General features: G+C 54.4%; 15 protein-coding genes and 1 pseudogene. 7 read left to right on the top strand and 9 right to left on the bottom strand.

Going from position 1 to position 15,819, the window contains the following annotated elements; translation table 11 throughout:
• Positions 1-22: 22 nt before the first annotated feature.
• The 4 genes from OE750_RS02665 (at position 23) to OE750_RS02680 (ending at position 4,061) form a co-directional block, all read left to right on the top strand.
• A complete protein-coding gene (locus OE750_RS02665; protein WP_263761069.1) occupies positions 23-487 on the top strand; it encodes an outer membrane protein assembly factor BamE in 465 nt (154 codons plus the stop codon).
• Positions 488-566: 79 nt separating this feature from the next.
• The gene (locus tag OE750_RS02670) at positions 567-1,298 is read left to right on the top strand and encodes a GNAT family N-acetyltransferase (protein WP_318527963.1); all 732 of its coding nucleotides are present in this window, start codon (positions 567-569) and stop codon (positions 1,296-1,298) included.
• 42 nt (positions 1,299-1,340) lie between these two features.
• Positions 1,341-3,158: an ABC-F family ATP-binding cassette domain-containing protein gene (locus tag OE750_RS02675; protein ID WP_263761071.1), complete on the top strand. Its 1,818-nt coding sequence runs from the start codon at positions 1,341-1,343 to the stop codon at positions 3,156-3,158.
• A 324-nt stretch (positions 3,159-3,482) separates the two neighbouring features.
• Entirely contained in the window at positions 3,483-4,061 is a 579-nt protein-coding gene (locus OE750_RS02680) for a YceI family protein (RefSeq protein WP_263761073.1), read from the top strand.
• 72 nt (positions 4,062-4,133) lie between these two features.
• Here OE750_RS02680 and OE750_RS02685 read toward each other — a convergent pair whose 3' ends face one another.
• Positions 4,134-5,318 (bottom strand): cytochrome b/b6 domain-containing protein, encoded by a 1,185-nt coding sequence (locus tag OE750_RS02685; RefSeq protein WP_263761075.1) that lies wholly within the window; start codon positions 5,316-5,318, stop codon positions 4,134-4,136.
• Between the two features lie 228 nt (positions 5,319-5,546).
• Between OE750_RS02685 and OE750_RS02690 the strand changes: the two are divergent.
• A pseudogene (locus OE750_RS02690) lies at positions 5,547-5,657 on the top strand (IS6 family transposase); the annotation flags it as partial.
• An 11-nt stretch (positions 5,658-5,668) separates the two neighbouring features.
• Here OE750_RS02690 and OE750_RS02695 read toward each other — a convergent pair.
• From OE750_RS02695 to OE750_RS02725, 7 genes are all read right to left on the bottom strand, one after another.
• Positions 5,669-6,796, bottom strand: a complete 1,128-nt coding sequence (locus OE750_RS02695) for an alanine racemase (RefSeq protein ID WP_263761077.1) — start codon at positions 6,794-6,796, stop codon at positions 5,669-5,671.
• 8 nt (positions 6,797-6,804) lie between these two features.
• Positions 6,805-7,863, bottom strand: a complete 1,059-nt coding sequence (locus OE750_RS02700; protein ID WP_263761079.1) for an ornithine cyclodeaminase — start codon at positions 7,861-7,863, stop codon at positions 6,805-6,807.
• Positions 7,864-7,901: 38 nt separating this feature from the next.
• Complete coding sequence (locus OE750_RS02705; RefSeq protein ID WP_263761081.1) at positions 7,902-9,398, bottom strand: M81 family metallopeptidase; 1,497 nt, start codon at positions 9,396-9,398, stop codon at positions 7,902-7,904.
• Between the two features lie 104 nt (positions 9,399-9,502).
• A complete protein-coding gene (locus tag OE750_RS02710; RefSeq protein ID WP_263761083.1) occupies positions 9,503-10,246 on the bottom strand; it encodes an amino acid ABC transporter ATP-binding protein in 744 nt (247 codons plus the stop codon).
• A 50-nt stretch (positions 10,247-10,296) separates the two neighbouring features.
• A complete protein-coding gene (locus OE750_RS02715; protein WP_263761084.1) occupies positions 10,297-10,971 on the bottom strand; it encodes an ABC transporter permease subunit in 675 nt (224 codons plus the stop codon).
• A gap of 1 nt (position 10,972) precedes the next feature.
• The gene (locus OE750_RS02720) at positions 10,973-11,689 is read right to left on the bottom strand and encodes an ABC transporter permease (RefSeq protein ID WP_263761086.1); all 717 of its coding nucleotides are present in this window, start codon (positions 11,687-11,689) and stop codon (positions 10,973-10,975) included.
• 90 nt (positions 11,690-11,779) lie between these two features.
• Positions 11,780-12,574 carry a transporter substrate-binding domain-containing protein gene (locus tag OE750_RS02725; protein ID WP_263761088.1) on the bottom strand — a complete coding sequence of 265 codons (795 nt, stop codon included), beginning with the start codon at positions 12,572-12,574 and terminating at the stop codon, positions 11,780-11,782.
• A gap of 194 nt (positions 12,575-12,768) precedes the next feature.
• On the opposite strand from OE750_RS02725, the gene OE750_RS02730 reads away from it, so the two are divergent.
• The gene (locus OE750_RS02730; RefSeq protein ID WP_263761090.1) at positions 12,769-13,719 is read left to right on the top strand and encodes a LysR family transcriptional regulator; all 951 of its coding nucleotides are present in this window, start codon (positions 12,769-12,771) and stop codon (positions 13,717-13,719) included.
• 216 nt (positions 13,720-13,935) lie between these two features.
• Here the strand turns inward: OE750_RS02730 and OE750_RS02735 are convergent, their stop codons facing one another.
• Complete coding sequence (locus OE750_RS02735; RefSeq protein WP_318527964.1) at positions 13,936-14,502, bottom strand: cupin domain-containing protein; 567 nt, start codon at positions 14,500-14,502, stop codon at positions 13,936-13,938.
• Between the two features lie 215 nt (positions 14,503-14,717).
• Between OE750_RS02735 and OE750_RS02740 the strand changes: the two genes are divergently transcribed.
• Entirely contained in the window at positions 14,718-15,764 is a 1,047-nt protein-coding gene (locus tag OE750_RS02740; protein ID WP_263761093.1) for a TRAP transporter substrate-binding protein, read from the top strand.
• The last annotated feature ends 55 nt before the right edge of the window (positions 15,765-15,819 follow it).

The raw sequence follows: 15,819 nt of genomic DNA on the forward strand, positions 1-15,819 counted from the left end.
CCGCCGACACAAGAGGGCAGACATGAAACCTATCATCGCACCTGTTAGACAGAGCATTGTATTTTTGCTGCTCGGGCTTGTTTTTATGGCGCTAAGCTCCTGCGCAGCCACATACCGAGACCACGGATATGTGCCAACAGACAGTGAAGTTGCCGAAATTGTTGTGGGTGTTGATTCCCGTGAAACTGTCTCGGATGTGGTTGGAGTGCCCTCAACAGCGGGAATTTTGAACGACAGTGGCTATTATTATGTGAAGAGCCGCGTACGCCATTTCGGGGCGATGCGGCCCAAAGAGATCGAGCGCGAAGTGCTGGCGATCAGCTTTAACGAAGCTGGAATTGTCCAGAATATCGAGCGCTTTTCCTTGCAAGATGGCAAGGCTATCACATTGTCGCGCCGCGTGACAGAATCGACCGTGTCGGACAATACTTTCCTGCGACAGTTGATCAGCAGTATCGGACGCTTTGCTCCTGGGCAATTTGACTAAGCCGTAGTTTGTCATCCCGGTGTTACACAGACTGTGCCAGTTTGGGTCTGGGGCGGGTGGTGTGTCATGAGAGGGTGCTATGATGCAGACCTTTGAAAAGGGTGCATACCGTGTGCGAGGTGCGGAATGTGCGGCCGATGTAAAGGCCGCGCAAGCATTGCGCCACAGGGCCTTTTTCGGGTGTGACGGGCTTGAGCAGGACAGTTTTGACGACACATGCCTCCATGTGCTTATCGAGGCCCGAACGGGCGCGCTAGTGGGGTGTTTCAGGCTAATGAGAGTGCCTGAGCCAAGCATGATTGCGCAGAGCTATTCGGCGCAGTTCTATGAGCTTTCAGCGCTCCAGAGTTTTAATGGACCGATGCTTGAGCTCGGCCGCTTTTGCCTTGCTCCCGAGGTGAGCGACCCGGATGTGGTGCGGATCGCTTGGGCTGCGCTGACTCGTTATGTAGATGATAACAATATAAAAATGCTGTTTGGCTGCGCCTCTTTTGCGGGACGCTCGCCTGATCCTTACCTTGATAGCTTTGCTGTTCTCAAAGCCCGCCATCTTGCGCCCGAGCCATTGCAGCCCAAGGTAAAGGCGCCAGAAGTATTCCGCTTTGTGACGGGACTTTGCGGCAGGCCTGATTTGAAGCACGGTATGGCGCAGATGCCGCCTTTGCTGCGCAGTTATCTCGCAATGGGTGGTTGGGTGAGCGACCATGCGGTGATTGATGTTGCGATGGGCACGCTGCATGTGTTTACGGCGCTGGAGGTTGAGGCCATTCCGGCAGCGCGAAAACGGCTTTTGAGGGCCACAGTTGCTTGACAGCGCTTGACGGCGCACGCGGGTAGCGATAGCGCATGCTCCATGGCACGCGCACCCCTTTTACAGCTTAATGATGTCTCTTTGACATTCGGTGGAAACCCCTTGTTTGATGGTCTTTCGGCCACAGTGCAGGCTGGAGACAGGGTTGCGCTTGTGGGGCGCAACGGCTCTGGCAAGTCGACGCTCATGAAAGTCATGGCGGGGCTTGTAGAATCTGACAAGGGTGAGGTTGTAGCCGGACCCGGCGTGCGCGTTGGGTATATGGAGCAAGAACCTGATATGACAGGTTTTTTGACGCTTGGAGATTATGCCTCAAGCGGGCTAGAACCGGGCGAGCTTTACCGTGTGGAGCGGGCTGGCGAGGGGCTGAAGTTTGACCCTGATCGCCCTGTAGACACGGCCTCCGGCGGAGAAAAACGCCGCGCAGCGCTGGCCAAGCTGATGGCCGAAGCACCTGAACTGATGCTCTTGGACGAGCCGACAAACCACCTTGATATCGAGGCGATCCGCTGGCTGGAGAACGAGCTGAAGTCAACGCGCACGGCCTTTGTTTTGATCAGCCACGACCGTGCATTTTTGCGTGAACTTACGCGCGCAACGCTTTGGATTGACAGAGGAAAAGTGAGGCGAAACGAGCAGGGTTTCGAGCATTTTGAAGCTTGGCGCGACAAGCTCTGGGACGAAGAGGACCAAGCGCGCCACAAGCTTGACCGCAAGATCAAAGCCGAGGCCCGCTGGGCCGTGGAAGGCATCAGCGCACGGCGCAAACGCAACCAAGGCCGCGTCAGGGCTTTGGCAGAGTTGCGGGAGGAGCGTTCCAGCCAGATCAGACGGCAGGGGACGGCAGGTATGGCGCTGACTTCGGGTTCGGTTTCTGGTAAGAAGGTCATTGAGGCGGTTGGGATTTCCAAGGCCTATGATGGCAAGCAGATCTTAACAGGTTTTGACCTCACCGTGCAGCGCGGCGACCGAGTCGCTTTTGTCGGTCCGAACGGTGTTGGCAAAACAACGGCCATTAAGCTCTTGATGAAGCTGGAAGAACCCGATTCCGGCACAGTGAAACTCGGGACCAACATTGAAGCGGCGATCTTTGATCAGGCGCGTGCGCAGCTGGACCCCGAGATGAGCCTTTGGGACAGCCTCACTGGCGACCCTGATATGCGGGTTTCGGGCAAGGCCGACCAGATCATGGTGCGCGGAATGCCCCGCCATGTCATTGGATACCTTAAAGATTTCCTGTTTGAGGAAGGGCAGGCGCGGGGGCCTGTGAAGGCGCTTTCGGGCGGTGAGAAGGCGCGGCTTTTGCTGGCGAAACTCATGGCGCGGGAAAGTAATTTGCTGGTGCTCGACGAGCCGACGAACGACCTTGATGTCGAATCGCTGGATCTGTTGCAGGAAATTCTCGATGACTACGATGGAACCGTGCTGCTGGTGAGCCACGACCGCGACTTTCTGGACCGTGTCGCGAACCTGACTGTGGCGATGGAAGGCGATGGCAAAGCGACTGTTTATGCCGGCGGCTGGAGTGACTATCAGGCGCAGAAGCCCGAGAGCGACGACTGGGAAAACCGCCCGAATACAAAAGCTTCACGGGCGAAAGAGAAGCAGGAAAAAGTTAAATCAAAGCCCAAGATGAGCTTCACCGAAGAGCACCGCTTGAAGGAATTGCCGAGTGTTATGGAGCGTCTGAGCGCGGAAATCGGCAAGCTCGAAGAGCTGCTCGCGCAGGCAGATCTGTTCACTAAGGAACCCGTGAAATTCAAGAAAGCCACCGAGGCATTGGTGGAACGCCAGACTTCTTTGGCGAAGGCCGAAGAAGAATGGTTAATGCTTGAAGAAAAGGCCGAACAGGCAGGTTAACGGCGGCAAAATCTCCTGATTCCAGGGGGGTGATAAGCGTGCACAATGCGTGCACCACCCGTGCACCGGCTGAACAGGTTACTTTGGGGCTGTTTTTGTTAAGGTTTGCGTTTGGGATTAGGCCGGTTGTGAGGGGCGATTGGTTGGAGCCTTTTATTGCATACAGCGAAATCCCGCTTTGAGCCCGACCAATATTGCAGGTAAGCCTGTTCAATTTTGCACACGAAATGTGTGAGGGTGTTGAATTGCGCTATGCTGTAGAGTCGCTATCTCTGCCTGGCAAACGAACAAACAACCAAACTAGAACCGGGAAAAGAGATTAAAATGAAAAACTTCCTTCTCACGACGGCGTTGGGCGTAACGCTCGCGACTGCCGCGCAAGCCGAACCAGTGACATATGTGCTTGACTCGTCGCACAGCCAGATCGTCTTCAGCTACGATCACTTGGGTTTTTCCACGACAACAGGCATGTTCTCGGGCTTTGAGGGCACCATCGCACTGGACGCAGAAAACCCAGCGGCATCCAGCGTTGAAGTGTCCTTCCCTGCGCAAAGTCTCATTACAGGCTGGCCAGAACGTGAAGCCCACTTCCTTTCGGACGACTTTTTCGGCGCTGAAGCGAACCCGGTGGTGACCTTCAAATCAACATCAATCGAAGTGACCGGCGAAAACACCGGCTTGATCACTGGCGATCTGACCATGAACGGGATCACAAAAACTGTCGTGCTTGACGCGACAATGAACCAGTTGGCAGACCACCCGATGGCAAAACTGCCTTGGGCCGGATTTGACGCAACCGCAACTTTGTTGCGCTCCGATTTTGACATGGGCCAGTTTGCGCCGTTTGTCGGCGATGAAGTTGCGCTTAACATCTCGATCGAAGCAATGGTTCCTGCTGAGTAATCGAACCCTGTTGTAAGAATTTGAGGGTCGCCAGAGTATTCTGGCGGCCCTCTTTGTTAAACAGCAGCAATTTTACTCTATCAGTGTCGCCGTAAGCTCAATCAAGACCTCCACCGAGAACCCGACAGAGCTTTCGTCAGGGTAGGCCGCGCCAATACCAAAATCCCGGCGATCCAACAGTGTGCCGCCCGAAACGGTCGCTGTGCCGTTTGTCAGTTCGAGATCGAAATCAAGCGTTACAGGAAAGGTTTGCCCGACCAACGTCAGAGTGCCGGTTGCGGTATGTTTGGCTTCATCAATCCGCAGGATGTCCCCCTCGAATACGGCTTGAGCATGGTTTGTGACGTCGAAAAATTCGGGGCCCTTGGCTTGATCTGTCACAGACCCCAACGTGAGGGACGTTGTGTCGATGACCGTTTTAACGGAGCCTGTGCCGGTTTCAGGATCATAAACGATGTCGGCCTGCCAGTTTTCAAAGCCACCCGTGACCTGCGCCCCGATTTGCGTGATTGTGATGGATAGGTTGCCATTCCGCACAACCCAACCTGCAGTCTGTTGTGCCGACCGTTGTGACGTAGCTGCGACGTCATGGGCGGGTGCAAAAACGGTCAAGGCTCCGCCAATCGTAAACGCCCAGATGACCAGTGCAGCAAGTAATGGCGCACTTTTTTTAACGTGTGTAGCCGATCCATTGCCAGCCTCGCGCCCGTTCCACATGCGCGCTAAGGTTCCGTCGCGCTCCAGAACGGCGTGTTTGAGGGCGCCGCTGATATGTGCGGCGATTGTTACTGCCAAAACGATCCCTGATATCCAATGTACGGTGGCGGCTGTCATCGCCAAGCTTTCGGATTTGGGAATGAAGGGCAGATTTTGGGTAAACGGCCACCAAATAGGCGCAAAACCTACTTCGGCCGAATGCATCACCCAGCCCGACAGTGGCAGCACAAAAATGGCTGCATACAACACCCAATGCGCAGCCTCGGCGGCAAAGGTTTCAAAACGGCGTTCGGGGTGAATTGGCACGGGACGCGGTTGTGAAACCGCCCAGATCACGCGCAACACAGCAAGAGACAGAACCGTGACTCCGATTGTCTTGTGGGTGGAATACAACACTTGGAGGAACGCCACGGTATCGCCGGTTCGCGGCGTGAATTTCCCGAGCAATCCAAGTGCTATGTCGGCCAAAACAAGGATCGCAATGGTCCAGTGAAAAAGGCGGGCAACAAGCCCGTAGCGGTTGTCGGTATTCGCAATCATTAGAATCTCACACTCTCAGTTTTCGCTACTGATACAAAATTGCTCCCTCGCGCGCACTCTGCTGCTACACACAGCTTATGTGCGCCTAAAGGGGATTGGACGTGAAAGGTGATCAATTTGGCAGGGCAGTTCAGAACGAACGTCCACGCTCTGGTTCTGGGGTCCGCACAACCAACGGGCCGTTTTTTAACAAACCGCTCGAACTGCCATTGATGAAGCCCGAAAGTCATTCGCCTGGCGGTTATGATGTTTGTCCGGATTCTGCTTGTGCTGTGCAACGGTGAAGACCTGCGGCATGAGCGCGGAATCGACGTCTGCGATGAGATGGTCCGGTTCTGGTAGAAGCCTTTTTATAGATCGTAAGCAGGTGCTCTCTTTTGGTTTTCAGGTTTAATATCCCCTGTGTGTAGAAGAATGCTGTTTCTGGAGGCCATAGACCGAGCAAGCGCGCTGTAGGTAAAGCTGAAACGCACGACATCGGCGACTTGCAGGTCGGGGCGCTCAGTGATGTCCAGGACTGTGTGATCACTGGAATGGCCAATAATTCGCAAGCCTGAAGCAAGAGGGGTAAGGCCCGTGATATCAGTGTCCATGGCGCCGATGCCGAGTAGGGCAAGGCGACGAGTGCCCTGCGACAATTCAAGGAGATCATCGCCAAGTGCGGTTTGGGTGCGGGAGGGCGCACTCACTGTGCCGCGTGTCCAAATTTCCAGTATTCCGACAGAAAGGGTGAAGCAATCTGGGCGGGTACCTGGAAGGGGGCGATGCTCGACGGCATCATGACCGAGAAGCAAACTCTCCCCGAGACGGAACTGATTAATGCGGCGCGGGAGGGCACCGCTTTGCAAAAAGGGCAGGGCTGCGCTGTTTCCGGCGGAGAGGATTTCCATTTTCCTGCCAATCCGGGTTTCGATTTCTTCTGCTGTGGAAATGAACAATCCGAGGTTTTCATGGTTTGGTAGAAGTCCGAGGTGACAGGCGAAGTTAGTGCCCAACCCAACGATGCGCAAACCGTCGAGCTTATCTGCATGGGCCGCGATTGCAGGCAGCTCTGCAGGGGGCGCGCCTTCTCGTAGATCGCCGAGATCAACCATCAACACGACATCCGCCTCTCGGCCGGCGGTGCGGGCCGCGTGCGCAAGTGCCTCAAGGGTTTCCGGGGCTGTAGCGAAGAATGTATCGCAGAGGCGGACGGCTTCGGGCAGTTCGTCGGGCATTGGCGGGCGCAAAAGCTGCACTGGAGCGTTAATCCCTGCCGCGCGCATCCGTCGGATGTTGGCGAGTCGTGCATCTGCTAGCGCGGGAAGGCCCGCAGAGAGCATCGCCCGGACGGCCTCGGGATGCCCGGCCAGCCCTTTGGTGACTCCTACGACTGCAACCCCTTGCTCACTGCAAAGCTTACTTAAAGCGCGGGTGTTTTCTGTCAGTATAGGGCCAGATATTTCAATTCGTGGCAGGGTAAGATGCGCAGCGGTCATGGGCGGGCCTACGCCGGATTGCGGCGGTGCCGCTCGCGTTCAATCATGCCGAAAAGGTCGCGGGGATCGTCGGGGTCAGCAATCAAGTCAAGCCGCTTTCCACCGCCCAGACGCTCCACCTGATCGCGCAACCAGCGCAGAGCAGAGAAGTCTTCAATGGCAAATCCGACTCCATCGAAAAGGGTGATTTGGCGAGCGTCGCGCCGACCTTCTGCTGTACCGCTGAGAACCTCCCAGAGTTCTGTAACCGGAAAATCGGAGGCCATTTGTTGAATTTCACCTTCGATCCGGGTTTGTGGGGGGTATTCCACGAAAACGTTTGCGCGGTTCAGGATGTCGGCCTGGAGCTCGGTTTTTCCAGGGCAATCGCCACCAATCGCATTAATGTGGACTCCCGCGCCGATCATGTTGTCGTGCAGGACAGTGGCCATCTGTTTGTCAGCGGTGCAGGTTGTAATGATGTCGGCATCCATAACCGCCTCTTCGGCGGTTTTGTATGAGGTGATGTCAAGCCCAGACCCGGCAAGATTGGCCATGCATTTTCGGGTTGCTTCTGGATCTGTATCGAACAGACGCAGAGCGGTGATGCCACAAACCTTCTTAAGGGCGAGGGCCTGAAACTCCGATTGCGCACCATTGCCGATCATGGCGACAGTCCGCGAGCCGGGGCGGGCAAGAAGCCGGGTGGCTAGGGCTGAAGTCGCTGCTGTACGAAGGGCGGTGAGGAGTGTCATTTCACTGAGCAGCAGGGGATAGCCACTTTCTACATCAGCGAGTAGCCCGAAAGCTGTAACGGTTTGCAGACCCTTCTTCATGTTGCCGGGATGGCCGTTGACGTATTTAAATGCATACTCCTGACCGTCAGAGGTCGGCATTAGTTCGATGACGCCGTTACTGGAGTGGGCGGCGACACGCGGAGTTTTATCAAACAATGGCCAGCGGCGAAAATCTTCCTCGATATAGTTTGTGAGATCGGCGAGGCAGGTTTCGAGGCCGATGTCGAGTATGAGATGCATCATCTCTTCGACATCAACGAATGGGACATAGGCAAGGTCGGAAGCTGTCATGGGTCGGACTCCTTTAGGTGTAGCGCCGGCGTGAGTGGTTATGTGAGTGGGAATGCGGGACGGCGAACGCGCCGAAAATCGCGGCGGGTCACATCGGGCGAGCATAATCCGCCTGCATCGGTGAGGATGATTTCGGAGGCTATTGGGCGGAAGGCCCCTTTGAAATGGTTCATGGATTTCACGACCAGAACGGATTTTTCTGCGGGCTCAATTCCGACAACGCGGAAAATGTTCTGATCGAGCATTTGCATCCGGTTGGAAACAATCATGATGTCAATTCCCTCTACGCGGAAACAGACGCTGATACCGGTGCAGGCTGCCAGGCCGGTGAACATGGGGCCTTCATAGTTGAAATGACCGTTGCTGATGGCGATGACTTTGCCCGTTGTGTCAAGCGGCCCACCACCCACCTTAGGGTCAATTTTTCCTCCAATGGAAAGCGTGACTTCGGCTCCGGCACCTTTGGCGGCCAGGAGGCTTGCTGCCTCAGGGTCAAGCAAAGCGCCTGCGGCGACATTGGTGATACCAGCGTCGAGCAAGGCTTTGATCAGGGCGGTACAATCGCTATAGGCGCCGGACCCTGGATTGTCGGAGTAATCGGCCACGACAACCGGTGCTTTGCGCATTTCCGGCTCTGCTTGCATTGCCTTGAGGCGGGTGATGCAATCGGAAATTGGAATTGGCCCATTCCAAACGTGACGGCGCTCCCAGATTTCATCGCAGAGCCGCTTGGCGGCTGCCTCGGCCTGGTCGGTGCCGGTCTGCTTTGCATCGTATGTGATGACAACGCTCGGACCGGAAGCCCAGACATCGGCATCGGTGAAACCTGCATTGATTGCGGCGTGGAGAATACCGCGCGCCTGCATTTCACATTCGGCGCTTTCCAGTAGGCGGCACATTGGGCCATCGTCAGTGGTGCGGCCATCGTCGCAACCGACGAGAACAGCCGGTCGGCGAATAGCAAGCTGAGGATCTTTTCGGCCAGCCATGGCATCGTCGAGCAATTTGCAAGATTTTTGGGCGACTTCGCGCATGTCGACGTGTGGATAGGTCTGAAATGAGATGGCGATCTGGACGAGGTCTGCCATTTCGTCAAACACATTGGCGTGGAGATCTAAGGTAATGGCGATAGGAATATCAGGACCGGTTACACTGCGAATTTCACGTAGAAATTGGCTGTCGCCGTCCTGATCCGTTTCGGTGACCATGGCCCCGTGCAGGGCAACAAATATCCCGTCATAAGGGCCGCCTGCGCGCAACTGGCGCAGCGTCTCTTCGGTGATTTCCAGGCGAGTTGCCTCGGAGACCGGCCCGCCGGGTTGAGAATGGGCTGCGATGATATAGTCGGCTTGCCAATTGCAAGCCTCGGCAATGTCTATCGCGCCACCGATTTCCGATCCGGTATCGCGGTAACTCTTCAGGATGTCCGCGCCAATATAGTATTGCGAAGACCGGAAATCTTCCATCTCGGTACGGAGACAGGTGAAGGTGTTGTTTTCGGAGATAAACCCGATGATAGCGACGCGGAAGCTCATATCGTGTCCTTTCATGGCCTTTTTGTTGATGGCGACAGGATGCAAAAAACCTTCCCTTTCCTGTTGAGGACAAAGGGGGAGAGGTCTTGAGCGAAAGAAGTGTGTTAATGGTTGATTATCTGTTGCAAAAAACGTGCCGAACGTTCGTGTGAGGGAGAGGTGAAAAAGGTTTCGGGGTCGGCAATCTCGACGATTTCACCAGCGTCCATGAAAACAACCCGATCAGCGACCTTGCGCGCGAAGCCCATCTCATGGGTGACGCAGATCATGGTCATGCCGCCGATGGCAAGATCGGCCATCACATCGAGCACTTCCGAGATTGATTCAGGGTCGAGGGCGGAGGTGGGCTCGTCGAAGAGCATCACTTCTGGTTGTATGCAGAGGCTGCGGGCGATGGCCACGCGCTGCTGTTGACCGCCGGAAAGCTGTGACGGATATTTTTGGGCAAAACCGTCCATGCGGACACGGGCAAGATACTCCATAGCCCGCTGTTTTGCCTCTTTCGGAGGCATTTTACGGGTGTAGATTAGCGAGAGTGTGCAGTTTTCCAGCGCGGTGAGATGCGGGTAGAGGTTGAAGTGCTGGAAGCACATACCGACACGATCGCGAATTCGCCGCACGGTGGACGGGGTGTTGTTCATCTCGCATTGATCTACGATCAGACGTCCGCTCTGATGGGTTTCCAGCCGGTTAATACAGCGGATCAAAGTCGATTTCCCAGAGCCGGATGGACCACAGATCACGATCCGCTCACCTTTTGCTACCTCAAGGTCGATATCCTTTAGGACATGGAACTTTCCATAATATTTGTTCAGCTTTTCGAAGCTGATTGCAGGGGGGGAGACCATTGCAGGGTTCCTTGTGTTTGGAGGGGGCGTGAAGTGTGAGGGTTGCATAATCAAGCCATCCATTTGAAGCGGGCCTCGACGCGGCGCAAAGTCCATTCGATTGCCAGAACCAGTACGAGATAATGTATGGCCGCCACGTAATAGACGCCTAGATCAAGGGTTTCGGAGAATATGGTTCGGGCTTCGCCCATCAGATCGAAAACGGTGATGATCGCGAGCAGCGAAGTTGCCTTGACCATCAGGATATATTCGTTGCCCAGAGGAGGCAGTGCCTTAGCAAATGCGATGGGGAGCAGTACCCTGCGAAAAGCCGTCCAGCGTGTCAGGTTCAACGCCGCATTGGTTTCGATTACGGATGTGGAGATTGTATTGAGACTGCCACGGATGATTTCGGCCTGATAGGCTGAGGTGTTCAATATCAACGCCAACATGCCGCAGAAATAGGCGTCTCGGAAAAACCACCAGAGTCCCATAGCGCGTAGTTCACTGCTGAATTGTCCAAACCCGTAATAGACGAGGAACATAAGAACCAGCAGCGGCATGCCTCGGAACAGATTGACATAGGCGATCGCGAGCCATGCAAGAGGTCCTTTTGCGCGGGACCGGACAAAGCCGATGGGCAGAGCGACAAGGAAGCCGATTAGTACAGACAATGTACTCATTGACGCGGTGAGCCAAAGACCGTGTGACCAGCGATCAATGTAGTCGAGGTAAAGATCGAACATTTCAAGTCTCCGTGCGGGTAAAGCCGAGATTGACCCGCCGCTCCAACCGCTTCTGTGCTGTTGCAGAGAGCGTAACCAGCAGGACATAGATCACGGCGATCAGACCGTAGAATACGAAGGGCTGGCGGGTGGTGGTGATGGCGAGGCCAGCGACATGGGTCAACTCACTGAGGGCTATGACGGAAACCAGCGAGGTATCTTTCAGAAGAATGATCCATAGGTTGCCAAAGCCAGGAAGGGCATGGCGCCAGAGCTGTGGCAGAATGACCTTGATGAAAGCTATACGTGGTGACAAGCCAAGTGATTGTGCTGCCTCGAATTGCCCGTTTCCCACCGCGCCAAGTGCTGCGCGCACGACTTCGCTGCCATATGCGCTGATGACCAAGCTGAGCGAGATCATTCCAGCCACGAAGGGGCTTATCGAGAAATGTGCGCCAGGAATGACGCTTTGTATCAGCCAGCCGATGATCGCTTGAGCTTGATAGTAGAGGATCAGCAAGGTCAGGATTTCGGGTAAGCTTTTGAACACAGTCGTGTAAAGCATTCCGAAGCTGCGCAATATGCGGTATCGCGAGACCTTGGCCCAGTGGACTAAAAAGGACAGAATTATCGCGAAGGGTAAGGTGCAGATCGCTAAGGCGAGAGTGACGCCGAGCCCTATAAGAAGCTCATCTCCCCATCCGTGATCGCCGAAGGAAAGCAGGCGGAAGTGATCCATGAAAATCTCCGTGAGAGAGGTGTTGCGAAGCTCGGGGCGGGCGGCGAGGTCACTGCCATGCTGTGGATGGCAGTGACCTGATGGTAGAGCTTACTTGTCGAACAACTCGCTGACATAAGGTGGCTTGGTCATGATGTCGAAATCGAAGTATTCGGCGCGGATCGTTTCGTATGTGCCGTTATCCATGATGGTTTTCAGGGCTGCATTGACGCGGTTGCGCAGTTCGTCATCCTGCTTGCGAAAAGCAATGCCTGCGCCGATTGTGCCGTCCATAAGGAAGCTCTCGCCAACGAACTCACAGCAGCCACTGCTGCCGGCAAGCCATTCTCCGGCTGTGAACTGGCTGAAAAGTGCGAGATCAAGGCGGCCGGATTCGAGATCCATGAGGGCTTCGGTCATTTTGGGGTATAGCTTGTGTTCGCTGTCGGGAAAATAGGCATCCAGTACAGGCACAGAAACCGCGCCTTGTTGAGTTCCGACAACCAGTCCCTTGAGTCTCTCGGGCGTGGCTTCTTCGAGGGCGAGTTCTTTCACCGCGAGAAAGCGCATTGCGTTGTAGTAATAGGGGTCAGAAAATGAAACGTTTTCCATACGTGCTTCGGTGATGGCCATGGAGGCGACCATGAAATCGAATTTGTGGGCATTTAGAGCCGGGATTATGCCGCCCCAGTCATGCACGCTCCACTCGCATTCGACCTTCATTTCGGCGCAAATCGCATTGCCGATGTCGATGTCAAAACCTTTGATCTCGCCGTTTTCTGAAACGTAGTTAAAAGGGGCATAGGCGCCTTCTGTGCCGATTTGCAGGGTTTCCGCACTGGCACTTGCGAGCCCGGCGACGACAAGCCCAGTGGCTGCTGCCGCCATTTTGAATAGGGTTTTCATGTATGATATCTCCTTGTTGGAAGGTTCGGTGTCTGCTGCAGAGGGGATTTTTCGACCTATAATCACCAGTTTTTATGGGTAATTGATGATTAGATTTTTCTATCCCCTAAGGTGTTTTGATTTTGTGTTTAGAGTGTTTTTTATCGTATGCTTAGGAAGTTGAAAGCGGCAATGCAAAAGAACTGTTGGCTGGCATGAATAAAAGTAATAGCTCAATGCAGATTAGGGCGGCCCGTCGTGGCCTGCCGGGTTTGAAGGCTTTAAGAGCGTTCGAAGCGGTGGCTTTCCATGGAAGCTTCACTCAGGCTGCTGATGAGTTGGCTGTGAGTCAGGGGGCTGTCAGCCATCAGATCAAGCAAATCGAAGACAACTTGGGTGTGTTACTGTTTCACCGTAGTGCACGAGGTGTTTCGCTGACACCGCAGGGGCTTTTATTGCGCGAAGCTGCGGAACAAGCTTTCGATAAAATTGGTGAGGTGGTTTCTCTTATTCGTGCGGATCGCAAGACACAGATTTTGCGTGTGCGGGCGGGACCATTTTTTGCGATGAAGGTGATCGCGCCTAGCATTTCAGAGTTCATGAAGGCCAATCCAGGGGTGCAGTTGCATCTCAATAATCTACGTGATGGGACTATCATGCCCAGAAGCGACGACGTGTTCATTGAATACGGGGTGAATGCTCCGTCAGGCGTTTTTTCTGTTGTTATCTTGCATGAGGAGTTGGTTCCTGTCTGTAGCCCGTCTTTGCTGGAGAACGATGGTGGCTCCGGAAGGTTGCTGATGGAGGCTTCGATTGCACGATTGAATTACCGCGATCTGGAAGATTGGGAAAAATGGCTTGAGATGGCGGGTTTGGAAGCGGAGGGTGGGCACCCCAATTTGGTGTTTGATGATCAGCATACCATCATTGAGGCCGCTCGGGCCGGGCTTGGAATCGCTCTGGCGGACAGGGCTCTCATTCAGGAAGATGTGGCGCGGGGGCGGATATGTGTGCTTTCAGAGCGCTTCATCCAGCCACGTGCCTGCTATCGGTTGGTTTGCGCGGAAGAGAATGTTGCGACAAAGTCCTGTGTTGCTATGTTTCATGAATGGCTTGTGCAGGAAATCACCAAGATTCAGAAAACGGCAGTGACTGAGCATCGCTAATTATCCGGAGCTGGTTATTTTGATGGTGTTCAGTCCGGATTGAAGCAGGTTTTCGCTTCTTGGTCGGTTGGGCTCACCTATCACGCAATGTCCTTCAAGAAGAGCGGCTTGCGAGCCTTCCTTGCGCGAGTCCCATGAGATTTCGGGTAGCGAAGGAACAGCCATCCGCTTCGCCAGTTGCGCCGCGCGAGAATTTAGTGAACCGGGTTTGCTACATTAATATGTGGGGGGAGAAATCGCGCTGATGATTTTGGCCGTGGTTCTGCCGACGTTTCTAAAACGATGAAAGCTCTGGCTGTCAAAGTAGTAGCCATCACCTCTTTCCAGTATTCGCGTTTCGTGCCCCACAGTCACTTCGATTTGACCAGACATTACATAGCCTGCTTCCTGCGCCACATGGGTGAGCATTTCGCCGCTATCGGCGCCGACAGCATAAGTTTCGTGTAGAAATTGAATGCTGCGATGGGGGTGATTCAAGCCAATGATTTTGTAAGAAATGCTCTCCGGATTTCCGATTTCGGGCATGTCGTCTGCACGATAGAACGGGCTGGAGGCGCCCTCGCTGATGCTGCTGAGGAACTCGGAAAGCCGGCTGCCCAGCGCGTCCAAAACGGCCTGCAACGTGTCGACTGTAGGGCTGATTTTGTCACGCTCTATAAGCGAGATCGTGGAGTGTGATACCCCAGAACGGCTTGCCAGTTCGCGCGTGCTGAGATGACGGCGCAATCTTAATTGTTTTAGGTTGCTTCCTATCTTGGCCAATATAGTACCCATATTTTGCATTATAACTTGAAATACTCTCTATATACTCGCTTCACTTGTAAAGTATAATATACATCACCCTCATCTTAGCTTTTCAAAACGAAAGCTGCTGTTAGTGTCCTCCAACGCCTTCCGTCACGATAGTGCGTTGGAGTGTAGGCGAATAACAAAGTGATGCAGTTCGTCGGGGCGACTTGAGATAGTTGGTTCTGCCGACCAGCTTGGAGGAAAGAAACATGACAATGAAAACCACAGATGCTGGCCGCAGTAGCCTGCGTGCTACCTTGACCGCTTTCGGCGTGAGCGGCTTTATGGCAGTTGCTGCCCCCGTTACCGCCGCCGAAATGACGCTGCAAATCGGCACCATCGAGTCTCCGACCGGTGCGAATTCTCTGGGATGGCAGGCATTCGAGCAATATGTTGAAGCATCGAGCGATATCGACATTGAACTTTTGCACTCAGGTCAGCTTGGCGACACGGAGAAGTTGTTGGAAGGCACGATGCTGGGCATCAATAAAATGGCACAGGGCGATGAGACGTTGACTGGGGCCTATGCGCCGATGATGACGTGGTTCACACCCTATCTGTTTGCCGACGAGTTGGTAATGAAAGAGTTTTTCGCGAGTGATACCTTCGGAGAGCTTAATGACGCTATGGCAGGCGAGTTGGGTGTGCGCGTGCTGGCTGCTTCCCCTTATGGTTTTTATAATTTCATCAACAAAACCCGCCCCATTGAAAAGCTGGAAGATCTGGACGGGTTGAAGCTGCGGACCCTCCCGAGCAGTCAATTGACAATCAAGGCGTGGGAGGGGCTTGGTGCTGCGGCGACACCTGTGTCCTGGGGAGAAATTTACACGTCTATCAAGACTGGCGTAATCGACGGACTGGGCCATACAATCGGCATTATGGTGGATCAGAAGTATTTCGAAGTGGCGAAAAACGTGACGCTGGACAACAGCATTGGTGTCGTTAACTTTTACCTCGTAAACGAAAATTTCTGGCAGTCTCTTGATGCCGAGCAGCAGGCAGTTCTCAAGCGCGGTGCGCAAATTGGTGCTGCGGCTGAGTTTGGTATCGCCTCCTACCGGAACCGTGTTGAGGGATTGGCTACGCTGGCCGAGAACGGTGTTGATGTTCGTCCGATCGCAACTGCCGAGCGAGAGCGCCTTCGCGAAGCGGCACAGGCCAACGTGTTGCCTTGGATGCGTGAAAAGATCGACCCGGCGCTCATTGAAAAGGTTTTTGCTGAGGTTGCCGCGATCGAAGCTCGTTTGGGGCGTTGAGGTTGAACTCAGTTTGGCCGGTCCCAGCGGGGATCGGCCTGAACTTTTTCAGGAA

This window comes from Lentibacter sp. XHP0401 (genome assembly GCF_025751535.1).
Taxonomy (GTDB): domain Bacteria; phylum Pseudomonadota; class Alphaproteobacteria; order Rhodobacterales; family Rhodobacteraceae; genus Lentibacter.